Below are 22,120 nucleotides of genomic sequence, written 5' to 3' on the forward strand. Positions count from 1 at the left end.
ATAAAACAAAAGACCCCGCCGAGATCGGCGGGGCAAGGCGTAGTGCCTTGTGTCAGGCCACAGGCACCGGCGGTATTCTTGAAATCAGTTGTGCAACTCGGCCCGGATCTGCTGACGCAAAACGTCGATCGGCACCGTTTTGCCATCGCGTTTAAAGCACCAGTAAGTCCAGCCATTGCAAGAGGGCGCGTTTTCCAGATGCGCGCCGACCTGGTGGATCGAACCTTTGACGTTGTCGCCCACCAGCGTTCCGTCAGCCCGAACCTTGGCCTTGTGGCGTTGATTCATCGAATAAAGCTCTTCACCCGGGCGCAGCATGCCACGTTCGACCAGCTGACCGAAGGGCACGCGCGGCTCAGCGCGCTTGCTTGCGCTGACTTCCAGCGCCTCACGGTCGAACTTGCGGACTTTGGAAATCCGCTTCTCGGCGACCTTGCGATAGCTTTCCTCGCGTTCGATCCCGATGAATTCGCGGCCCAGCATCTTGGCGACAGCACCAGTGGTACCCGTGCCAAAGAACGGATCCAAAATAACATCACCGGGGTTGGTCGAACCGATCAGGACACGGTGCAAAAGGGATTCCGGCTTTTGCGTCGGATGCGCCTTGTCGCCGTTTTCATCCTTGAGGCGCTCATGCCCGGTGCAGATTGGCAGAACCCAATCGCTGCGCATCTGCACGCCTTCGTTCAGCGCTTTCAGGGCTTCGTAGTTGAAAGTATACTTAGCACCTTCGCGCTTTGAGGCCCAAATCATCGTCTCATGCGCGTTGGTAAACCGCTTGCCGCGGAAATTCGGCATCGGGTTCGATTTGCGCCAGACAACGTCGTTCAAAATCCAGTATCCGGCGTCCTGCAGGGCTGTGCCAACGCGAAAAATGTTGTGGTAGGACCCAATCACCCAAATCGCGCCATTGGGCTTGAGCAGACGATGCGCCGCTTTCAGCCATTCGCGGGTGAACTGGTCATAAACACCAAAGCTTGAAAACTGATCCCAGTGATCGTCGACCGCATCAACCTGGCTGTTATCGGGGCGATGCAGCTGGCCTTTGAGTTGAAGATTATACGGCGGATCCGCGAAAATCAGGTCAACCGATTCCGCAGGTAGACTGTTCATCACATCGATGCAGTCGCCAGATAGAATCGTGTTTAAAGGGAGCGCTTTTGCGCCCTTTTTAGTGGTTGTTGTCATTCTACTGCCTCAAGTATCCACGGCGCTTTTGCGCTCATTTGGTTGAGACAAGGATGAGTCAAAGTCGATTCGCCGTCAATTTCTTTTTTGAATCAGCGGCTTACGATTTACTCTTGATACAAGATATTGTGTACCGGCTTGAACGAACGTCTATGATGTGGGGTCACACCAAGTTTTTGCAGCGCTTCCCTGTGTTGTTTTGACGGATAGCCTGCGTTCTTCTCCCATCCATAGCCTGGATGCTGTTGCGCCAAATCCACCATCAGTTGATCGCGCCAGTTTTTGGCTATGATCGAAGCCGCTGCAATCGACACGGAATGCGCGTCGCCTTTGACTACCGCTTGCGCCGGGATCGTCAAACCGCGAGGGATCATGTTTCCGTCGATCAGCAGATAGTCAGGCGGCGGATCCAGGGCCGCAACCGCACGTTCCATCGCCAGATGCGAGGCACGCAAGATGTTGTGTTCGTCAATCTCGGCAACCGAAGCGTCGGCAATGGCGAATTCCGCCCGGTCGCGAACGGTAGCGTCCATTGCAACGCGCCGTTTGGCCGTCAGTTTCTTGGAGTCATTTAGCCCCTCGGGAATATCTTCGGGGTTCAGGATCACGGCGGCAGCAACCACAGGCCCGGCCAATGGCCCACGGCCCACCTCATCCACACCGGCAATGCGCAGATATCCTTGCGCCACTGCCGCCCGTTCAATCGAATAATCTGGCGTTGTCATACCAACCGAAAACCGCGTTTCGCACCCCACCGCAAGACAAAAAGAGAGGGCGGCTTGTGCCACCCTCTCCTGCGCGGCGCTTCTGTGGCACCGCTCCTGCTCGAAAGTGATTACTTGTAAACGACGCGGTATCCCTTCTGGCGCAGGCATGCGGGTTCATATGCCCGGTTCACCTTATTGCCGTTCCAGAAACCGACCTTGCACTCTTGCGGCAGGCTATTGGCATGTTTGTAGTGCTTCTTTAGGCAATTCGGTGCCAGAAGCGGGTGATTGTTCGAATAGGCGCTATACTTGCGCAGGCATTTCTGCGGCAGATCATACCGCGCGACGTGTTGCGGCAAGGGGCGCACTGGGTAACTGGGCTGGGCCACATAAGGCTGAGGCGTATAGGTCTGATGACGCGTTGTCCGGTCTTTGCGTTTTTCCTTGTTGTAGTAGTGGACCCCGGCACCGATGATCGCGATGGCAGCAAGCCCGCCAAGGATGTCCTTGGCATCCGCCGCCCGCGCCTGCGAGGCTGAGACGCCGGTGATGGTGATAGCGGTGGCAACGATAAAAGCGATGAACTTCCGGTGCATAGTGCGTGTCCTTCCTGGTGTTTCGGGGCGATCCGGCACAGACCGCAAACGTGATGCCCCAACACTGGGTCCGCACCCTTCAGACAAGCAATAACGGGCGGTTGTTATCCGATATCACGCCCCTCAAACCCCTTAGGTTATTGAATATCGTGCAAACCCATGCGCAGGATGCAGCCTATGAAACCGATCCTCTCTTCTCTGGCCGTTGCGGCCCTGATATCGCTTGGTACCGCCGCGTCGGCAGAGTGCTATGCGGACTACAAGGCCAAGCAGGACAACCCCCTGCGGCTGCATTATGGCGTGATGCAGGTTTCGGCCTGTGACAAAGGACAGGCTCAGCAAGAAGCCTCAAAACGCCTTAGTGCTTCGGGCTGGACCTTGTTGAACGTCATGTCTGTCTTTGGGCCGGAAGGATTGGATAAAAGGAAGGCCAATGCCGGACAATTCTATCTCCGTTACTGATACCCGGCGATCTGGCACAAGACTGGTCGGCGCAGGCATCGCGGCAATCGTCCTGATCCTGATAACCGCCGCCGTCTTCCTGTTCTGGACCCTGCCAGACGCCAACGCCTTCAACGCGCGAGTGGAGCGATTGTTTGTCGAAAGCGACCTGACGTCGCAGACGGAAATCCGGCTGCTTGAGATTCTGGCCCAGTCCGGCACCGCCTTTGCCGATACCCTGTCCAGCTATCGGATGGTGATTTTCGTATTGCTGGTCTTTGCCAGCGCCATGCTTGTGACGGCGCTGGTTTTTCTGGTGATGCTGGTGATGCTGAACCGCCGGATGGCGCAGATCGAGCGCACGGGTATTCAGGTCACGTCGCTGCTGATCAGTCGCGAGGAAAACACCGTATATCTGAATAATATGGACTTCAAACTAACCCCAGCTGCGATGGAGACCCTGTCGGTCCTTGCCGAATCCCGATTGGATGACGAGGTCCTGTCCGGCGTTCAGATCGAAGCAGTGATTTCGGGCAAAAGCGCCGCCGATTGTGACGAAGCCGCTGGCGCTACGCGGATAAAACGGCTGCGTGACGCCTTGGGTAATCAGATGGTCAGCGAATTGCTGGTCAAGAACATCGCCAAGAAAGGCTATATGTTGTCCATCGAAAAGGACGTGATCCAGATGGTCTGATCCAATAGGACCGCACAGCTATCGTGCAGAAAATGCCGAGGCTGCCCCTTGGAAAACCTCTTCACAAGGCCCATCCTATAGGGACCCCGCGCCAGGGAGGATGAAGATGAACGTCCACGCCACAGCAAGACCAAAAGGCTATGGAATCTCGGTCGAACGGTTAGATGGTAAGATTGCGATTTACCGGGACCAGACCCTTTTAGCTGAAAGCAGCAACGCCAAAGTCATGTACGAAACACGGCTGCCGCCGACGATCTACATTCCGCGCGAAGACGTGCTGGTGGATCTCAGCGACGAAACCGAGCTGCAGACTTTTTGCCCCTTCAAGGGCACCGCAACCTATCACGACGTCATTCTTGGCGGCGAACGGCTTGCCAATTCCGTTTGGGCCTACGAAGAAGCTCTCCCCGAAAGCGCCGCCATTCAGGGGCATATCGGGTTTTTACCCAATGCTTATTCCCGGATGGATTTGGGCGACAACCAACTGCGGGAACCCCAAGACGGCAATATCAGCGGCCCTTTGATCGATTGGTTGATGCGTGGGGCGTCCGCAAACAACACGCCTGAGGCGTTCACCAAAGCACTGGCTGAGAAAATGCTGGAACACGGGATTGCCATTCAACGCCTCAGCATTCTGACATGGTCCCTACACCCTTTGATCGCCGGCAAACACTATATTTGGGAAAAGGGCGAGGCTGAGATCTCGACCAATGTTCCGACCTATGAAATCCACGACCACCCGGCATACATCAACAGCCCGTTGCGCCATGTGTCGAACGGGCTAGGCGGTGTGCGTCAGCGGCTGAACGCCGAAAACCCCCACAACAGCTTTCCGATCATGGAAGACCTGCGGGAAAAGGGGGCAACCGACTATGTCGCCATGCCGTTGCCGTTCTCGGATGGGCGGACCAACGTTCTGACCCTGACCTGTGATCACCCGGACGGATTCACGACCGAAAACCTTGGGCTGGTGTTCGAATGTTCGCTGGTCATCGCCCGATTCTATGAGGTTTTCATGCAGCGCGAAAACGCACAGGTCCTGCTGGAAACCTATGTCGGCAAGCGCTCGGGCGCGCGTGTTCTTGGGGGTGAAATCCGTCGCGGTGACGGCGATGAAATTGATGCTGCCATCATGTTCTGCGACCTCCGCAATTCGACCAGTCTTGAGGAACAGCTTGGGCGCGAGGCGTATATCAATCTGTTGAACGACTTTTTCGAAACCGTTTCTGGCATCGTGCATGAAAATGGCGGCGAGGTCCTGAAGTTCATAGGCGACGCTGTCCTTGCCGTGTTTCCGGCAGGCGAGGATGCAAAAGCCGCCCGCGATAATGCCCAGCGCAGCGCCATCGATATCGTCGAAAAACTGGGAGAGCTGCGCCAATCAGGGTCCGATGTGCATTGCGATTGCTCCATCGGCGTTGCCTATGGGCGCGTGACCTACGGCAATGTCGGCTCGCGCGAACGGCTGGACTTTACCGTGATCGGACAAGCCGCGAATATCGCTGCGCGTCTGGGTGAATACGGAAAAACCAAGAACCACAGGATTGTCGTGTCTGCCGATATTCTGCCTGCTTGCGCCAACGCCTTTCCGCTTGGCGACGTCAAGCTGCATAACGTGTCGCAACCTGTCGAGTCATATGCTCTCAGGACTTCCGCGGATGCCGTTCTGAACGCTTGAAGTCCGCAATCGGCTTGCATGTTTCAAAGCGCTGAGTGTTGGGGTTTCTGATCAAGGTTCGGGTGCGTGACCAATGGTTTCCATGCCTTACCCGCCCAGTAGGATCAGCGCGGTCTGCGCCGGGGAAATGATGCTTTCAAGCTGGGCGATCTGACTGCGGGCAAGGAACTGATCTGTCAGCCGCCCGACCGCGGCCTCATCCTTAAACTGGGTCAGGTCGTCGGACCCGGTCAGCCCTGACAACCTGTCTTTGAATACTTCCAACTGTCTGTCGATGTTCAACTGGCCAAAGCTGGACGGTAACCCAAGTGCCGTCTCCATCATGCGTCGCAGCGGTGGCAGGCTCATCAAATCGAACCATTTGGTATCTTTGCTGCCCGCCTTTTGCGCCAGATCACCCAGCGCATGCTGGGCATACAAAGCGATACGCATCGTTTCATTTGACTCGCCCACCGCGATTTCAAAACGCGACACGACATTGTCGTGCGCAATGTCCTCCATGTTGATGATCAGCCCGGTTTTGCGAACCTCGCCCGGCCCCAGCCCAAACGCCTCGGAAAATTGCCGATACCTTTTGTCGGACAGACGGTTGGATAGCGCATCCTGGGCTTTTGTTCCGTCGGACAGGATTTTCTGGATGAAATAGCGATTGTCCAGGTCAGACTCCAACCCAAAGGCGCCCAGCGCGACTTGCAACAGCCGGCGGTCGGACACCAGATCCTCTGCTGTTTGGACCTTTTTGATGTTTTGCAGAAAGTACTCGCTGTCCCTCTTGTTGACGGAGGATGAGGAAAAGCTGTCGATCTGGGCGTCATATGTACGCTGCAGAAACCGCCAACCGACAATGCCGCCCGAAGGTATGACCGGCTGGAACGTCATTACTGGTAGGCCATCAGCCGCTCTTCGCGCGGCAGCAGCGCGCGCAGAGCCTTGAGGCATTTGTAAAATTGCTGGTCCAACAGCGCCTGGGTTGCCTCGGACAAAACCCGGCGACTGTCGGCGTCGGTAAAGACCTGGCTCAGCTCTTCGACGCGGCGCAACAATTGTTGGCGGGCCTGATCAGGTTCCATATCGCCAGACAGCACCAGCTGAGCGGCGTAGCAGACGCGTCGAACCGGCGTATTTACCTGATCCGGGTGAATCGCATCCCGCAGGCGCAATACGTTTGCCTCAGGCGTCATGATCGAAAACCGACTGCGCCGGTCGCCATTTTCAACGACTACGCCGTTGATCAAAACCCGCTCTTTCGGTGCCAATTTCAAAACCAATCCGGCCATCAGGTCGCCCCCATTTGGCGAAGGCCGCGCAGGACTGCCATGTTGATCTCTAACAAAGGTTCAACCGATGCTTTGTTCCCTAGTACCTGACTACTGTGCTGTTCGGTAAACTCGGCCAGATAGAATATCCGCGCACGCAGATCATTGGGTAAAGCATTGTCAGAGTCGGTGACACCACTGGCCAATACAGTCCACAGGCGCCGGTTTTCATGCAGAGCCTGCACAAATGCGCCAAAATCGGACTGCTGACCGGCCGCAGCGGCCTTGAGCCTGCGTGTGATTTTCGAAATCGCTTCGTATTCAGTGTCTCGCGGGGTACGCGTTGGCGCGGCGGTCTGTGCATATGCGCGTTGTGCAAGGGCTTGCGGTGTCACGTGAAATCCTTCCAGTAATCCGCCATTTGGCGGTTAGTATCGGGGCGTGTCGCCGCGCCCCGACCATTGTCCTGAACTTAGCGGAACAGAGACAAAATCGACTGCGGTGCCTGATTGGCAATCGACAGCGACTGGGTGGCCAGCTGCTGCTGAACCTGAAGAGCCTGCAGGCGTGCCGAGGTCTCCTCCATATCCGCATCGACCAACGCGCCGATCCCGGATTTGAACGAATCCGCCAGGTTCGAAATGAACTCTTTCTGCGTCTCGATCCGACCTTGCGAAGAACCAAAAGCGGCCGATGCGTCGATCGATGTGTCGATCAGCGTTTCGATTGTGGCCAACGCGGCCGTTGCCCCTGCACCGGTCGAAACGTCAATGCCGGTCAACGCGCCAAGACCACCCGAACCCGCGTTCACGTACTGGGCCGAGAACGAGATGTCTGTGCCGGTCGCATTGGCAACGGATAAGGTGCCTGCCGTACCCGAGTCATAGTCGACCGTCAGACCCGAGATACCCAGCTCTTCAATCTTCGCCTTCAGGCCAATGGCAACAATATCACCCGTGGTCGCGGCAGCCGCATCCGTTGCAGAAACCGTGTAGGACACGACCTGATCGTCGATCGCCACGACAACTTTGTCACCGGCCGCAAACGCACCACTGGATTCATCCGTAACCAGCGCAGTTGCCGAAGTTGCGCCGTTGTCAATCGTTGCACCCACACGGTCGTTGCCGGTGGAAGATCCGGTCGATCCGTCAAAGACCTGAGCCGCCGTGTACCCACCGGTCGAAAGGTCCTGACCCGCAACAGTGATGGAAGACGCGGTTACGTTGCCTGCATTGTCCCGGTCAAGGGACGCGAGGATCGAAGCGGATCCGGCTGAACCGTTAACCAGGTTGAGACCGTTGAATTGCGCGGCGTTCACCACCGAGTTGATCTGGTCCTTCAACGCGGTAACATCGTCGTTGATTTTGTCGCGATCTACGTTGTCTTCCTGTGCTGCAACGATCTTGCTTTTCATCTGAGACAGCAGATCGGTGACCGTTTCGGACGCGTTACGCGCAACCGCCACGGTGGATTCACCCAGGGCCAGGCTGTCCTTGATCGCATTGAAGCCTTTGACATCCGATTCCATGACCTTGGAAATCGCCCAGACGGCCGAGTTGTCTTTCGCAGTCGCAACGTCCTTACCCGTCGAGATCGCGTTCCGCGTTGCCCCAAGATCCTTGTTGACCGACTTGAGAGTTTGCAGCGCAACCATGGCGCCATTGTTTGTCAGAATGCTGGACATTAGCTTTCTTCCTTTTCCGTTCGGGCCCTTTGCGCCCATGCTCATCCCGCCACTGGTGCGGGCTTTGACGTCTTTCTGATCGGTGCGACCCGCCGTCGGGCTGTTCGCGCCACCTGATTTGTCCAGGTGCCCGAACACCTTTGACGTCGATCCCCTAACGGAGTGCTAAAGCGCGAAGGTCAGAAACCTCGGATTTGAATCAAACCCTTATCTATGCCCGTTTTTCCAGCTTGGCTTGATGGCGGACGGCAAATTCGCTGCGCTGCCCGTCCGCACCATAGGTGGTGAATTCTTGCCGCACGCGCCGTAACTCGGCCATGCGGTTGGCCACCGCGCGAATCCCTTCGGCGGCGCTGTTTAGTAACGCCTGGTTCCGCTCGACCTTTCTTTGCAGGCGGATCAGTTCATCACTATCAAAGACGTCAAGATCATTAATCGCACCGATCAGTTTTTCCTTTTCCGGAGCCGTGTTATGCAGACGATCCAGATCGCCCTGCACCAGCGCGTTTCGCTCAAGCTCAAGAACGTCTTCGAGTGATTTTACAAGGTCGGCTTCAGACGTCTTTGGCATCGGTTTTCTCCATCATGGATTGGAACAGGATTTCGGACAGCCCAACGCCACCGGATCTGGCCAGCGCACGGGCCTGATGCTGAACAAGAAATGAGGCAAACTGATCTTCGCCTGCACCGCCGCCAAAGGATTGGCGCGCTTTGCCCAGCCCGGCCGATTTCAGCATCTCACTCAGAAACGCAGCCTCTAGTTCTATGGCCGCCTCCCGCAATTTCTGGGAATAGGCAGGGGGTTGAGATGGGGAGAGAGGCGGGGAAACCTTCATTGCTTTCTCCAAAAATTGCATCGAACTTTTTCGATCAAAAGCGAAAGCAGTTAAAATAAACGTAACTTCCTGCAGGCAGGTTTCCGGTCACACAACCGGAGTCGGAGCAAAATGCCCAACCCTCTTTCAGTGATGTCATCCTCGCCGACCGCAACCGCAAAACCCCACGGGATCAATCCCGAGCAGGGGGATGAAAACGGCGCGACGTTTGAGGCCGTGCTCAATCAACACAAAGGTGAGAACAAGCAAGAAGCAGCCGCTTTTAAAGGCGCTGAACCTGAACAGGACGTCGACGTTGAAACGGACGAGGCTGTCTTGCTTGAAGATGCAGAAGTGTCCGCTGATCGCAACCAGAGTGAGCGGACACCCCTTTTGGACACGCGTCTTGAAGTGAGCACAAGACGCGATCCTGCCGAAACACCCGTGTCAGCTGCGTTACCCGACTCGCGCAGTCCGAAAGTGCCTGAAACCGAGCAAACCGGCCAGGCCAACACGGTCGATAAACCGGATGCAGGCATCAATGATTCGCGCAAAGTCACCCCGGATTTTCGGCACAGCTCGGCTTTGAGACCCGCGTCACAACCAATGGCAAGCCGGGGGCAGGCGGACCTCGCGACTTCTGTGTTGCAACCTGTGGGTATATCCCCAAAAGAGACCGCAGACCTGACCGTTCATCCAGAGCGGCACCAGCGTGAAACGCAACGTCCGCCGCAAAGCAATCTTGCACCTCAACAAACGACCAACCCGGATCGCGCACCAAGCATCGCTCAATTGCAGATGTTCGCGCCGGAAAAAACCCGCGCTCAGACTGACGCGCCAGCATTTCACGAGGTGGAAGACGTTCACGCCCTCACGGCAGATTCGCCCGTTTCGGCGGGTCGGGATTCGGTATCTTCTGCGCAAGTCATGGCACAGACTGCCCGGTCCGAGACAGCGCGCGCCGTCGCCGGGCAAATGGCGGCCGTCATCAATACTCAATCGAAATCCGGTTCAGTGGAGATCGCGCTGAACCCCGAAGAACTGGGGCGAGTGTCCATCATGTTGAACGGTCGCGATGACGGATTGCATCTGACAATTTCCGCCGAGCGCCCGGAAACCCTCGAGATGATGCGGCGTCATTTGGCGGTGCTGGAGGAAGAGTTCAAGAATTTTGGCTTGGGCGATCTGTCAATTGACCTTGGGACATCCGAAGACGCCGAGCATAACCAGGCCGGCCACCAGGATGGATCGCCTACTGAGACCGCGCAACTCACCGATTCCTCTTCAAACGCGTCACCCATTCCCAAAACCGGCCCCGTTGGCCGCATCGACATGAGGTTGTGAAATTGATTACCCCGACCCAACCCAACGCCCAACCGTCAGCCACAGCGCAATACAAAGACGCGCCAAAGCAAACAGGTCTGGCATCAGACTTTGAGACATTCCTTACAATGCTGACCGTACAGGCCCAGAATCAGGATCCTTTGAAACCATTGGATGCCTCAGAATATGCATCGCAACTGGCGCAATTCTCGATGGTCGAACAACAGGTTCAGACAAATGATTTGTTGGCGACACTTGGACAGGCGCTGGGTGGCGCAAATCTGGACAAACTCGGCAAATGGATCGGGATGAACGTGCGAGCGCCCGCGGCTTTCCAATATGAGGGCGAGCCTGTGACGCTGTTTGCCACACCTGCACCCGAGGCTGACAAGGCGGTCATGGTCATCCGCGACAGCGACGGTGCCGTTGTCGATCGTGTGGCTGTTTCCACGACCGACAACAAAACAGTTTGGACTGGTCAGGGAAGCGATGGGCAGCCTCTGGTGGCGGGAAGTTACTCGGCCACACTGGAAAGTTATGATGGTGACGAACTGTTATCGACACAGCTGGCAGAGACCTATGGCGAAGTTGTCGAAGCTCAGGTTACGGACAATCAGGTTATGCTGACCCTCGAAGGCGGGCAGGTTGTCGCTGCCACGACGGTAACCGGGGTCAGAGCCGGAACTTGATCTGCCGGGCAGGACAGTTCACACCTTGGCAGATTCGACTCGCTAACTGCATTGGTGAAACTCCTGCCTGCCCTAACCCACCCCCCTTCTGATCTGATCGACGATCTGCGCGCCCGTGGCCTTGTTCAGCCCGGCGCAGAGTTTCAAACGTTGTATGGCGGGCGAACAAATCAGGTCTGGAAAGTACTGGGTGGCAGCGGTGACAAGGTTCTGAAGCTGTATCGCGCTACACCGCGCAATCCACTGTTTCGCAACGATCCCGAACTCGAAGCGCAATGCCTGCGCGCCCTTGAGCCCACCGGATTTGTTCCCCGCCTGCGTGCGACCGGAACACATGATACAGGCCATTGGGTGTTCTACGATCACGCCCCCGGATCACCGTGGCAAGAAGGGCCTGAGAGTGTCGCCGGTTTGCTGCGTGAATTGCATAGGCTTGATGTTTCGGTCCAAGCGCCGGATGGCTGCAATGGCAGCTGGGATTTGGCTGAACATGCCGAACGTATTCTCAGCGTGTGCACCTCTGATACACGCGCACGGCTCGCAAAGCTGCGCCCCAAAGGCCATGTGCCCGCGACCACACACACATGCCTGATCCATGGCGATACCGTGGCCGGAAACATCCTTGTCGCGCCGACTGGCATGACCCTGATCGACTGGCAGTGCCCGGCTTGGGGCGATCCGTGTGAGGACATTGCGATGTTCCTGTCCCCGGCCATGCAACGGCTTTATCGGGGCGCACCCCTAAGCGTGACCGAGGAAGAGCGGTTTCTGGCTGCATATGGTCACGATGAAACTGTCGCGCGATACCGGGATATGCGCCCGTGGTATGCATGGCGCATGGCTGCCTACTGTTTGTGGCGGTTCGAAAACGGAGCTGCGGATTATGCCCAAACGCTCGAACTGGAAATCGCCGCGCTTTAGAGCGATAGCCGATCCGCGATTGCCATCGCGGCATAGGCGGGCGGCATCAAGGCGCGCCGCCAGAACCCAAGGGGAAAGCGGCCTGGCGGCTGTGCAATCGGCGCGGGCAACTCGGTCTGTCTATCCAAAACCTCGCGGGCAAGGGCGCGCCCGCAATACGTCCCCATAGCAACGCCGTTCCCGTGATAGGCAAAGGCGGCAAACATTCCGGGTTGATCGGGAACCGGCCCGACATAAGGCGTCAACTTGCGCGACAGGCACACCATTCCGGACCACATATGGGTCACATCCACATCTTTCCATTCCGGAAACATGGCCTGAAAGTCCCGACGCATTGTCCGGCGAATGGCGGCCTCGGCCCGAGGGGACGACTGTAACCCTCCGCGCATGCCGAACAGGAACCTCCGATCAGGCATCAGGCGGAAATAGTGCAGCAGGTTTCGGGTGTCATAACACATCTGCTCCGAGGTCCACCCCTGCGCTTGCAACTCAGCGTCTGTCAGGGGCCGGGTCACCAGAACCGTGGATTGCGTGGGCATGTAGCGTCCCGAAAACCACGGCGGCATATCCTCGCTGGAGTATCCGTTCGTGCAAATCAGAACATTCGTGGCGCGGATGTGACCTGATCCGGATTCAATATCGAACCCGGCCTGAGTTTTCCTGATGGTTTCAACCGGCGATTTCTGGAAAATCTGTACGCCCCGCGCCTTGGCGGCACTTGCCAAGCCAAACAGATACTTTCGAGGGTTAAGAGCGAAACCAACCGGATTTGTATATGCACCATGAAAGGAACCGCCCAGACCCAGGCGCTGCAGGTCATCAGAATCGTGCAAGACACCTGATGCTTCAGCGTTACGACGCAGCTTTTCCATCGCCCGTGCCGAATGAGCCAGTTGGGTTTCCCCTTTCGAATGGGTATCGGCGTCGATCTGATGCTGTTCCAGCAAATCTGCGACAAGCTGAACAGCATCTTCTTCCGCTTGTTCGTAGGACTGCGCAGCCTCAGCGCCAAACCCACGGACCAAAGACCCATGGCTTAGCTTAGACCCTCCGAGACAGCAAAATCCGCCATTCCGGCCCGAGGCACCCCACCCCGGGGTTGCGGCCTCAAGAACCGCAACTTTCACACCTGCCTCGGCCAGATGCAGGGCTGCCGAAAGCCCCGTGAAACCGCCGCCGACGATTGCGACGTCAACGTTCAGATCACCTTTATGGGTCGGCCAATCAGGTGCCGAAATTGTCTGATCCCACCAGCAGTTCTGACGGGGTCCAGGCCCATAGGTGTAGTCCGGAAAAAGACGCTTCATTCGGTGCGCGCAGCGGCAAGTTCATCCTGCTTTTGCCGAACCATTGCGCGTTTCGTCACCAGCGAGGCGGTGACAACGCCAACCGTGACGACTGCAATCATGATGGTAGACAGCGCGTTGATCTCGGGGCTGACGCCCAGACGCACCGCCGAGAATATCTTGATCGGCAGCGTTGTCGCCGACGGGCCCGAGGTAAAGGACGCGATAACCAGATCGTCCAGCGATAGGGTAAAAGCCAGCAGCCAGCCTGAAATCACCGCGGGCGCAATGATCGGCAGTGTCACAAGACGGAACGCCTGCGCTGGCGAACATCCCAGATCCAAAGCGGCCTCTTCCAGCGATTTGTCAAAGGTCACAAGACGCGAGGACACGACGACCGACACAAAGCACATCGAAAAGGTTGTGTGGGCCAGAACGATGGTCAGAATGCCCCTGTCCAGCCCAATGCCGATAAACAGCAGCAGCAACGACAGGCCGGTGATTACTTCGGGCATTACCAGAGGCGCGTAAATCATTCCGGAAAACAGTGTCCTGCCAAAAAACCGCCCGCCTCGGACCAGAACATATGCGGCAGCGGTGCCAAGAACCGTGGCCAATGTGGATGAGAACACCGCAACCCGTATTGTCACCCAGGCCGCGTTCAGAAATGCCTCATTCTGGGCAAGCTCACCGTACCATTTGGTCGAGAACCCTGCCCATACTGTGACCAGCTTGCTTTCGTTAAAGCTGAAGATGATCAGGATGACCATCGGGATATAGAGGAACGCAAAGCCCAGTGTCAGAGACACCGCGTTGAACCAACTCAGCCTGTTCATTGCTCGGCCTCCGTCTGTTTCTGCTGGTTGCGCTGGAACAGCACAATCGGGATCACGAGGATAAGCAACAACACAACGGCAACGGCACTGGCCACCGGCCAATCGCGGTTTGAGAAGAACTCTTCCCACAGCACCTTGCCGATCATTAGCGTGCTGGACCCGCCCAACAGCGACGGGATCACGAATTCACCGATCACCGGGATCATCACCAGAAAACAGCCGGCAATGATGCCGGGGCGCGACAGCGGTATAGTCACCAGCCAGAACGCCTTCAGACGGGAACAGCCCAGATCTTCGGCTGCTTCGATCAGGGATTCATCCATGCGCTCCAACGACGAATAAATCGGCAGGATCATGAAGGGCAAATAGGTGTAGACGATACCGATGTAGACGGCAGTGTTGGTGTTCAAAATGGTCAGCGGGGTCGAAATGATACCCAGCCACAACAGAATCTGGTTCAGATAGCCTTCATTGCTGAGAATTCCCATCCACGCGTAAACGCGGATCAGGAACGATGTCCAGAACGGCAGGATCACCAGCATCATCAGCGTCGGGCGCCATTCGGCTGGCGCACGAGCCATTCCATAGGCAATCGGATAACCCACCAGCAACGTCAGAACCGTCGAGATCAGAGCGATCTTGACGCTGGACAGGTAGGCTTTCCAGTAAAGGTCATCTTCGGTCAGCCAGACGAAGTTTTCGAAATCCAACTGGCTGAAAAAGTCGGTTATCCCAGACCAACCCTGCGACAGATCCAGTGTCGGCGTATATGGCGGGATCGCCAGTTCGACATCCGACAGCGAAATCTTCAGAACGATGAAAAACGGTATCAGAAACAGGGCCAGCAGCCAGACGTAAGGAACAGCGATCAGAAGGGCGCGGCGCATCAGTTTGCCAACAAAACCGCAGCCGTTGCCGTCCACGACAGCCAGACCGGGTCTTCCCATGTAAAGGATCGGCGCGAGATTCGGCGCGTGTTGGCCGATTGCGCCTTGATGATCGTGCCATTCGGCAGTTCCACGTAGTACGTGGACAAGTTGCCCAGATAGGCAATGTCAAGCACCTTACCCTGTACCGCATTGATGGCATCCGCCGGGCGGTCGGCCGAGATCGTCACCTTTTCGGGGCGGATCGCAAGATGGCAGCTTTGCCCGTTCGAGAATTCTGTCGACGAGGTTGCGGTCAGCGGCGATTGCCCCTCGGCCCAGTCGATTTGGTAGGCTTCATCGCCGTTCGCAGTCGCCCGGCCTTCGATGATATTCACATCCCCGATAAAGTCAGCGACATAGACTGAGTTGGGGTTTTCATAGATCCTGTCCGGCGTAGATACCTGCATCAACTTGCCCTGATCCATCACGGCGACGCGGCTGGCAACAGTCATCGCCTCTTCCTGATCGTGGGTCACGATCACAAAGGTGGTGCCGGTCTTTTCCTGAATATCCATCAGCTCGAACTGAGTGTCCTGCCGCAGTTTTTTGTCCAGCGCACCCAAGGGTTCGTCTAGCAACAGCAGTTTTGGCGCTTTTGCCAGTGACCGTGCCAGCGCGACCCTCTGCCGTTGGCCACCCGAAATCTGGTGCGGTTTACGGCGGGCGAATTGCTCAAGCCGGGTCAGGCGCAACATCTCTTCCACGCGGTCTTCAAGGTCCCGCTTGGGCATGTTGTCCCGGCGCAGACCGAAGGCGATGTTCTCCCAGATGCTAAGATGAGGAAACAGCGCATAGGACTGGAACATCATGTTCACAGCCCGCTTGTTTGGCGGGATCGGGTCGATGTCCTGCCCGCCCAGCATGATGTGCCCTTCGGTAGGCTTTTCAAACCCTGCCAGCATCCTCATCATGGTCGTCTTGCCGCAGCCGGATGGACCGAGCAAAGCAAAGAATTCCTGTTCAAATATGTCCAGTGACAGGTTGTCGATCGCCGTGAATCCGCCAAAACGTTTGGTCACATTCTGGAATTGGATCAATGGTTTCGCCTGTGGATCTTCCCACGGCGCAAAGACGTTTGTGTTCAAGGCGGCCCCCGTTCGACGGTCTGATTGAAAGGGCAAGGCGGTCGGACCGCCTTGCTCAGATACTTCGGTTCAGGTGCCCGATTTGATTTTGGTCCACAGGCGGGTCACGCTCCGCTGCGTTTTGACGGGATAAGGCGTCGTGATGTAGAGATTCTGCATCGTGGCATCACTCGGATAGATTGCCTGATCACCAATCACGTCTTCCTCAAGGAACTCCTGAGAAGCCTTGTTGCCATTGGCATAGTACACATAGTTCGATGCGGCAGCCATGTTGTTGGCGTCCAGAATGAAGTTCAAGAACTGGTGTGCGCCTTCCGGGTTCGGAGCATCCGCCGGGATGGCCATCTGGTCGAACCACATCAGCGAACCTTCAGCGAATGGGTGGTATTCAATTTCCACGCCATTTTCGGCCTCGGCCGCGCGATCCCGCGCTTGCAGGATGTCACCTGACCAACCGACAGCTACGCAGATATCGCCATTTGCCAGCGCGTTGATGTATTCCGAGCTGTGGAATTTCTGGATATGCGGGCGAACGCCCGCCAGGACTTCTTCGGCTTTACCGATCACTTCGGTGTCATGGCTGTCCGGATCTTCACCGATATACTGCAGCACCATAGGAATAATCTCGGCCGGAGCGTCCAGGAAATGGACGCCGCACGAGGCCAGCTTTTCCATATTCTCCGGCTTCAGAACCAAGTCCATGCTGTTCAGAGCAACGTCATCGCCCAGCACTTCCTTAACCTTACCAACGTTAACGCCGAGGCCGGTCGTCCCCCACATGTAGTTGATCGAATAGGCGTTGTTCGGGTCATAGCCTGCGGTACGTTCCTGAATCACATCCCAAAGGTTTCCTGAATTCGAAAGCTTTGCTTCGTCCAGTTCCTGAAAGGCGCCAGCTTGAATCTGACGCTGTAGAAACGTGCCCGACGGCACAACCACGTCATAGCCTGATCCTCCGGCCAGCATCTTGGTTTCCAGAACCTCGTTGCTGTCAAACACGTCGTAGATCAGGGTCAGCCCTGTCTCTTCTTCGAATTTTTTCAGTAGATCCTCGTCGATATAGTCGGACCAGTTGTAGACGCGCACCTCTTCGGCAAAAGCCGCCGAAGTCCCCAGCGCGACAATCGCTGTCATCGTCAGCGTTTTGATTGACATATTTCTCTCCCTGCAAGTGTACGGGTATTCTCCCGTTTTTTTTGATTTGATCAAGTTTTGCGTTTTCCCCCGATCCATCGTATGGTTTCACGAGGTCAGGCGTCTGGCAAGTCGACACCACGCGAAACAGGGTAAACCACTTGGATTTGATCAAAAATAAAGCATCCAGCTCGAAGGTGGATGAGGGAAAAAGACCGGCGCATGAACAGGTGTACCAAACCCTGAGATCGCAGATCATGTACGGTGATCTGGTCCCGGGACAACCCGTCACGATACAGGGTTTGACCGAATCGCTCGGGGTTGGAATGACCCCCGTCCGCGAGGCGATCCGGCGGCTGATTTCGGATGGCGCACTGGTGTTTCAGGGCAATCGGCGCGTCAGCGTGCCTTTGTTGTCGGGCACCGATGTCGAGCAGATGATTTTTGCCAGAATATCAATAGAATCAGAGCTTTCCAGACGGGCAACCGCGAATCTAAAACCTGCTGATATCGATCAGCTCGAGAAGCTTGATCAGCGATTGGATCAGACCATCACAGACGGCGACGTCAGTGGTTATTTGCGCTTGAACCACCAGTTTCATGAAACGCTCTATGCGCATGCGGATGCCCCGATTCTCAACGATCTGGCCGAGCGGCTTTGGCTGCGGTTCGGCCCCTCACTACGCGTTGTCTGCGGACGGTTCGGAACACATAGCCTGCCGGATCGGCACAAGGACATCATCGCAAGCTTGCGGGCGAAAGATGCGGAAAAGGTCGCGAAAGCAACCGCTCAGGACATTGAGCAGGGTATGGAATTGATGTTGGACGCTTTGATCTCTGCCTGATTCAGGTCGATTCGATTGACACAAAAAAATTTGATCATATTGTGACGGGTAACCGCCTTTTGCAGGAGATTCTCTGATGTCGACCATCACCAATCACATGCCGACCGCCGAATTGCAGGCGCTGGATGCGGCGCATCATATGCACCCGTTTTCGGCCAACGGATCTTTGGGCGAGGAAGGTGCGCGCGTCATCACTCGTGCCAAGGGCGTGTACCTGACTGATAGCGAAGGCGAAGAGATTCTGGACGCCATGGCCGGTCTTTGGTGCGTCAATATCGGTTACGGTCGCGATGAACTGGCCGAGGTTGCTGCCCGTCAGATGCGTGAACTGCCCTATTACAACACGTTCTTCAAAACGACCCATATTCCAGCCATCGCTTTGGCAGCCAAGATCGCAGAACTGGCGCCGGGGGATCTGAATCACGTGTTCTTCGCGGCCGGTGGGTCCGAGGCAAATGACACCAACATTCGCCTGGTGCGCACCTATTGGGCTGAGAAGGGTCAGCCGGACAAGAATATTATCATCAGCCGCCACAATGCCTATCACGGGTCCTCCGTTGGTTCGGCCTCTCTGGGCGGTATGGCGGGCATGCATGCGCAGGGCGGCATCCCGATCCCGAACATCCACCACATCAACCAGCCGAACTGGTGGGCAGAAGGCGGCGACATGGCGCCGGAAGAATTTGGCCTGGCCCGCGCGCGAGAGCTGGAAGAAGCCATTCTGGAACTGGGCGAAGACCGCGTCGCGGCCTTTATTGCCGAACCCGTGCAGGGCGCGGGCGGGGTGATCGTTGCCCCCGATACCTACTGGCCCGAGATCCAGCGCATTTGCGACAAATACGATATCCTGTTGATCGCCGATGAGGTGATCTGCGGCTTTGGGCGCACAGGCAACTGGTTCGGGTCCGAAACCGTTGGTATCAAACCGCATATTATGACCATCGCCAAGGGCCTCAGCTCGGGTTACGCGCCCATCGGCGGATCCATCGTGAATGACGAGATTGCCGAGGTGATCGGCGGCACCGAGTTCAATCACGGCTATACCTATTCCGGCCACCCAGTTGCGGCGGCAGTCGCTTTGGAGAACCTGCGCATCCTCGAAGAAGAAGGCATCGTCGACCACGTCCGCGACGTGGCCGCCCCTTATCTGAAAGAGAAATGGGAGGCCCTGGCCGATCATCCATTGGTCGGTGAGGCCAAGATCGTCGGCATGATGGCCTCAATCGCTCTGACGCCGGATAAGGCCAGCCGCGCCAAATTCGCGTCCGAGCCCGGTACGGTCGGCTACATCTGCCGCGACCGCTGCTTTGCCAACAACCTGATCATGCGCCATGTGGGCGACCGGATGATCATCTCACCCCCGCTGGTCCTGACTCCTGCGGAAATCGATGAGATGTTCGTGCGGATTCACAAGTCACTGGACGAGGCGCAGGCCGAGATCATCGCGCAGGGGCTGATGAAAGCAGCGTCATAGTCCAGATTGCTACTTTCCGGGTTTAAGGGGCGCACTAAAATGCGCCCCTTCTCACTTTCTAAATCGCAATTGCACGTCAATCGATCCAGCTTAATTGCTGAACACAGCTAGATTCAATCAAATCGATCGACAAAAAGAAGTAATCTTGTATCGCGCGGCAACTAAAAATTTATCGCGCGATAAATATCTTGATTTGATGTGTCTCAGATTCAAGTATGCGAATGCGAGTCGGTTATTTGTATTACCTCTACCGGCGTCGCGACCCGCTCTACTGCTGGGTCCACCTCCCGTCTATCGTAGTGAGTGCCGGTAGTCGGGAGGTTGCACAGCCAATAACTGAGAGAGTATCAGCGGCGCATACCCAGGCAATAGATCAACGCCCTTCCATTGTCACCGCAACGCTTCCAAGAGGTTCAGACTGGCATATCCGTCTGGCAGCAACCCCTGCGCCAATTGATAAGCCCGAACAGCTTTGACTGTGTTTGGCCCTGTGCGCCCGTCGACGCCTTGGGTATCAAATCCAGCCTCTGTCAGTCGGGATTGCAGTTCCTTTTTCTCGGTGAAACTCAACACCCGGTCACCACGCGGCCATTCGGTCTGGAATGACCCCCGTCCAGCCAGACGGTCGGACAGATGGCCGATGCCGATCACATAGGCGTCGGCACCGTTGTATTTCTCAATGACTTTGAAATTATCGAAGATCATCAGCGCGACGCCCTGCCCTCCGGCTGGCAACAGGATCGCCGCCTGCCCGTGATCCGATACAGGCGCGCCGTTCGCCGCCACCACTCCACGTGCGGCCCATTGTGAGGGCATCAATGTGTGATCCCGCCTTGCGGTGGAGTAGTCGAACCCTTTGGGCAGGGTCACCTCAACGCCCCACGGCTGCCCCTTGGTCCACCCATGTCGCGCCAGATAGGCGGCGGCCGAGGCCAGCGCATCGGTTGGATCGTCCGACCAGATATCGCGCCGCCCATCCCCGTCGAAATCAACCGCATGGTCCAGAAACGAGGTTGGCATGAACTGCGTATGCCCCATCGCCCCGGCCCAGCTGCCCTTCATGTTGCGCGGTCTGACGTCGCCCGCCTGAATGATCTGCAAGGCAGCGATTAACTGGGTTTCGAAAAACTGGGCCCGCCGTGCGTCATACGCCAAAGTTGCCAATGATCGGATGGTGTGGTCGTTGCCCCGAAACGTTCCAAACGACGTCTCAAGTCCCCAGATCGCTGTCACGACCTCTTTTTCGACGCCGTACTTGGCTTCGATGCGGGTCAGTGCGTCGCGATGGCGCTCCAACCCCGCCCGGCCGTTTCTGATGCGCGTGTCTGAGACTGCAGAATCCAAATACTCCCAAATGGGTTTCGAAAACTCTGCCTGGTTGCGGTCGCGCCTGATCACGTCCTTATCGTAGGTCAAACCCGCCAACGACCTGTCCAGTGTTGAGGCTGATATCCCCTGCTCGGACGCCCGTTCACGAAATGCTCCAAGCCACGCCTGAAACCGTGCGTTTCCTTCCGTCGACACCCGGTACTCCTTAGCTGAGGGTCGTAAAACTGGCCGGATCGATATCGCCACGCCAGCTGATGCCAGCTGTATGGCCTGTGACCCGCCCAGAGTATTGATAGATTCCGCCTGCACAATGGATGCCCATAATGCGGCGGTCATAACGCCACCTATGCATTTACGCATTCCGAATTTTCCTGGTTACTGCTCGACTTCAGAGTACCGCAAAATTTGCGTTTTCCAAAGCGTTCAGCTTGACCCCTCGCGATCTTTTGCTTTGTGTTCCGCACGAATTCCGGCAAGTGCCTCACGCAGCAAAGGGATGCGGTTTGGTCTAAAGCTTTCGCCTGTCATGGACATTTCGCGTATCCGGTCAAGCCGAAAGACGCGAAAATCCTGTCTCAGATGGCACCAGGAAATCAAAACGCTGGCGCGGTCCATATAGACGATACTCAGCGGGTTTACCTTGCGGTGGGTGTCATCGCCCTTGGCATCGGTGTAGGCAAACTCGATCGTGCGTTCGTCCCATGTGGCCTGCCGCAGGTCAGCCACCGCAATGGTGGGCTTGGCTGGGCGATCAAACCGCGTCGCTGTCAACACGGCATGGGTCAGGCGGTGCGACTGGCGCTGGGGTAGGCGTCCCTGAAGTTTTCGTAACGCATGGCCCGCCGCATCCGCTAAACCGGGGTCGCCAATGGCCTGAACCTCTCGCAGCCCCAAAACCAGCGCTTCAAGTTCATCATCTGTGAACCCAAGCGGCGGCAGGGTTGCGTCTTCGATCAGGGTAAAGCCAAAACCGGCCTCACCGTCGATCACCGCCCCAAGCCCGCGCAACGATTCTATATCGCGATGGACGGTGCGCGGCGAGACGCCCAGATCCTGCGCCAGGTGTTGGGACGTCTTGGGTGACGGACCAGAGCGCAGGGCTTGCATCAATTGGAACAGGCGGGCGGTACGGGACATAATGCAGGTTAGACTAGACCTGATGACAGAAACTGTCATCAGACAACGCTAATCTTTGGGTGTCCCAAATACG

The 22,120-nt window shown here is 56.7% G+C and carries 25 protein-coding genes; 8 read left to right on the top strand and 17 right to left on the bottom strand.

Features of this window, described 5'->3' with window-relative positions; translation table 11 throughout:
- Positions 1–84 precede the first annotated feature (84 nt).
- The 3 genes from AC2FID_RS17810 to AC2FID_RS17820 all read right to left on the bottom strand — a co-directional run bounded on the left by AC2FID_RS17810 (position 85) and on the right by AC2FID_RS17820 (position 2,491).
- Positions 85–1,188 (bottom strand): site-specific DNA-methyltransferase, encoded by a 1,104-nt coding sequence (locus AC2FID_RS17810; protein WP_058272589.1) that lies wholly within the window; start codon positions 1,186–1,188, stop codon positions 85–87.
- 107 nt (positions 1,189–1,295) lie between these two features.
- Positions 1,296–1,913 (bottom strand): ribonuclease HII, encoded by a 618-nt coding sequence (rnhB, locus tag AC2FID_RS17815; protein WP_496838000.1) that lies wholly within the window; start codon positions 1,911–1,913, stop codon positions 1,296–1,298.
- Positions 1,914–2,023: 110 nt separating this feature from the next.
- Positions 2,024–2,491, bottom strand: a complete 468-nt coding sequence (locus tag AC2FID_RS17820) for a hypothetical protein (protein ID WP_496838002.1) — start codon at positions 2,489–2,491, stop codon at positions 2,024–2,026.
- Between the two features lie 177 nt (positions 2,492–2,668).
- Between AC2FID_RS17820 and AC2FID_RS17825 the strand changes: the two genes are divergently transcribed.
- From AC2FID_RS17825 to AC2FID_RS17835, 3 genes are all read left to right on the top strand, one after another.
- Positions 2,669–2,953 (top strand): hypothetical protein, encoded by a 285-nt coding sequence (locus tag AC2FID_RS17825; RefSeq protein ID WP_058272591.1) that lies wholly within the window; start codon positions 2,669–2,671, stop codon positions 2,951–2,953.
- Positions 2,925–3,626 carry a winged helix-turn-helix domain-containing protein gene (locus tag AC2FID_RS17830; RefSeq protein WP_058272592.1) on the top strand — a complete coding sequence of 234 codons (702 nt, stop codon included), beginning with the start codon at positions 2,925–2,927 and terminating at the stop codon, positions 3,624–3,626. The genes AC2FID_RS17825 and AC2FID_RS17830 overlap by 29 nt, the downstream gene beginning before the upstream one ends.
- 106 nt (positions 3,627–3,732) lie before the next feature.
- On the top strand, positions 3,733–5,304 hold the full coding sequence (locus AC2FID_RS17835) for a DUF427 domain-containing protein (RefSeq protein ID WP_282170517.1): 1,572 nt from the start codon (positions 3,733–3,735) through the stop codon (positions 5,302–5,304).
- An 87-nt stretch (positions 5,305–5,391) separates the two neighbouring features.
- On the opposite strand, the gene AC2FID_RS17840 is transcribed toward AC2FID_RS17835, so the two are convergent.
- The 6 genes from AC2FID_RS17840 to AC2FID_RS17865 form a co-directional block, all read right to left on the bottom strand.
- Positions 5,392–6,183: a DUF1217 domain-containing protein gene (locus tag AC2FID_RS17840; protein WP_496838005.1), complete on the bottom strand. Its 792-nt coding sequence runs from the start codon at positions 6,181–6,183 to the stop codon at positions 5,392–5,394.
- Positions 6,183–6,581 (bottom strand): flagellar biosynthesis repressor FlbT, encoded by a 399-nt coding sequence (flbT, locus tag AC2FID_RS17845; protein WP_109310643.1) that lies wholly within the window; start codon positions 6,579–6,581, stop codon positions 6,183–6,185. The genes AC2FID_RS17840 and flbT overlap by 1 nt, the downstream gene beginning before the upstream one ends.
- A complete protein-coding gene (gene flaF, locus AC2FID_RS17850) occupies positions 6,581–6,955 on the bottom strand; it encodes a flagellar biosynthesis regulator FlaF (RefSeq protein ID WP_282120341.1) in 375 nt (124 codons plus the stop codon). Before flaF ends, flbT begins: the two co-directional genes overlap by 1 nt.
- Before the next feature lie 77 nt (positions 6,956–7,032).
- Positions 7,033–8,244: a flagellin N-terminal helical domain-containing protein gene (locus AC2FID_RS17855; protein WP_282120390.1), complete on the bottom strand. Its 1,212-nt coding sequence runs from the start codon at positions 8,242–8,244 to the stop codon at positions 7,033–7,035.
- A gap of 211 nt (positions 8,245–8,455) precedes the next feature.
- Entirely contained in the window at positions 8,456–8,815 is a 360-nt protein-coding gene (locus tag AC2FID_RS17860; RefSeq protein WP_282120342.1) for a flagellar biosynthesis protein FlgN, read from the bottom strand.
- Positions 8,799–9,080: a rod-binding protein gene (locus AC2FID_RS17865; protein ID WP_282170519.1), complete on the bottom strand. Its 282-nt coding sequence runs from the start codon at positions 9,078–9,080 to the stop codon at positions 8,799–8,801. Before AC2FID_RS17865 ends, AC2FID_RS17860 begins: the two co-directional genes overlap by 17 nt.
- A gap of 111 nt (positions 9,081–9,191) precedes the next feature.
- Between AC2FID_RS17865 and AC2FID_RS17870 the strand changes: the two genes are divergently transcribed.
- From AC2FID_RS17870 to AC2FID_RS17880, 3 genes are read left to right on the top strand one after another with little or no spacing between them, the layout of a single operon-like run.
- Positions 9,192–10,403 (top strand): flagellar hook-length control protein FliK, encoded by a 1,212-nt coding sequence (locus tag AC2FID_RS17870; RefSeq protein ID WP_496838007.1) that lies wholly within the window; start codon positions 9,192–9,194, stop codon positions 10,401–10,403.
- The gene (locus tag AC2FID_RS17875) at positions 10,400–11,071 is read left to right on the top strand and encodes a flagellar hook capping FlgD N-terminal domain-containing protein (protein ID WP_496838009.1); all 672 of its coding nucleotides are present in this window, start codon (positions 10,400–10,402) and stop codon (positions 11,069–11,071) included. Before AC2FID_RS17870 ends, AC2FID_RS17875 begins: the two co-directional genes overlap by 4 nt.
- A 54-nt stretch (positions 11,072–11,125) precedes the next feature.
- Positions 11,126–11,992: a phosphotransferase gene (locus AC2FID_RS17880; protein WP_496838011.1), complete on the top strand. Its 867-nt coding sequence runs from the start codon at positions 11,126–11,128 to the stop codon at positions 11,990–11,992.
- Here AC2FID_RS17880 and AC2FID_RS17885 read toward each other — a convergent pair.
- The 5 genes from AC2FID_RS17885 to AC2FID_RS17905 form a co-directional block, all read right to left on the bottom strand.
- Positions 11,989–13,299 carry an NAD(P)/FAD-dependent oxidoreductase gene (locus AC2FID_RS17885; protein ID WP_496838013.1) on the bottom strand — a complete coding sequence of 437 codons (1,311 nt, stop codon included), beginning with the start codon at positions 13,297–13,299 and terminating at the stop codon, positions 11,989–11,991. The two genes, AC2FID_RS17880 and AC2FID_RS17885, sit on opposite strands and share 4 nt — an antisense overlap.
- Positions 13,296–14,114, bottom strand: coding sequence for an ABC transporter permease (locus AC2FID_RS17890; RefSeq protein WP_496838015.1), 819 nt, complete (start codon positions 14,112–14,114; stop codon positions 13,296–13,298). Before AC2FID_RS17890 ends, AC2FID_RS17885 begins: the two co-directional genes overlap by 4 nt.
- The gene (locus AC2FID_RS17895) at positions 14,111–15,001 is read right to left on the bottom strand and encodes an ABC transporter permease subunit (RefSeq protein WP_108861206.1); all 891 of its coding nucleotides are present in this window, start codon (positions 14,999–15,001) and stop codon (positions 14,111–14,113) included. The genes AC2FID_RS17890 and AC2FID_RS17895 overlap by 4 nt, the downstream gene beginning before the upstream one ends.
- Positions 15,001–16,128, bottom strand: coding sequence for an ABC transporter ATP-binding protein (locus AC2FID_RS17900; RefSeq protein WP_109310740.1), 1,128 nt, complete (start codon positions 16,126–16,128; stop codon positions 15,001–15,003). The genes AC2FID_RS17895 and AC2FID_RS17900 overlap by 1 nt, the downstream gene beginning before the upstream one ends.
- Before the next feature lie 69 nt (positions 16,129–16,197).
- Positions 16,198–17,283, bottom strand: a complete 1,086-nt coding sequence (locus tag AC2FID_RS17905; protein ID WP_282120349.1) for a polyamine ABC transporter substrate-binding protein — start codon at positions 17,281–17,283, stop codon at positions 16,198–16,200.
- A 140-nt stretch (positions 17,284–17,423) separates the two neighbouring features.
- On the opposite strand from AC2FID_RS17905, the gene AC2FID_RS17910 reads away from it, so the two are divergent.
- Both AC2FID_RS17910 and AC2FID_RS17915 read left to right on the top strand, forming a co-directional pair.
- On the top strand, positions 17,424–18,107 hold the full coding sequence (locus AC2FID_RS17910) for a GntR family transcriptional regulator (RefSeq protein WP_496838017.1): 684 nt from the start codon (positions 17,424–17,426) through the stop codon (positions 18,105–18,107).
- 76 nt (positions 18,108–18,183) lie between these two features.
- Positions 18,184–19,581, top strand: coding sequence for an aspartate aminotransferase family protein (locus AC2FID_RS17915; protein WP_282120351.1), 1,398 nt, complete (start codon positions 18,184–18,186; stop codon positions 19,579–19,581).
- Positions 19,582–19,971: 390 nt separating this feature from the next.
- Here AC2FID_RS17915 and AC2FID_RS17920 read toward each other — a convergent pair whose 3' ends face one another.
- The 3 genes from AC2FID_RS17920 to AC2FID_RS17930 form a co-directional block, all read right to left on the bottom strand.
- A complete protein-coding gene (locus tag AC2FID_RS17920) occupies positions 19,972–21,156 on the bottom strand; it encodes a lytic murein transglycosylase (protein ID WP_496838064.1) in 1,185 nt (394 codons plus the stop codon).
- Positions 21,116–21,262: a hypothetical protein gene (locus AC2FID_RS17925; RefSeq protein ID WP_496838066.1), complete on the bottom strand. Its 147-nt coding sequence runs from the start codon at positions 21,260–21,262 to the stop codon at positions 21,116–21,118. The genes AC2FID_RS17920 and AC2FID_RS17925 overlap by 41 nt, the downstream gene beginning before the upstream one ends.
- Positions 21,263–21,333: 71 nt before the next feature.
- On the bottom strand, positions 21,334–22,047 hold the full coding sequence (locus AC2FID_RS17930; RefSeq protein WP_496838020.1) for a helix-turn-helix transcriptional regulator: 714 nt from the start codon (positions 22,045–22,047) through the stop codon (positions 21,334–21,336).
- Between the last annotated feature and the right edge of the window lie 73 nt (positions 22,048–22,120).

Source organism: Ruegeria sp. CDSC068 (assembly GCF_059610545.1).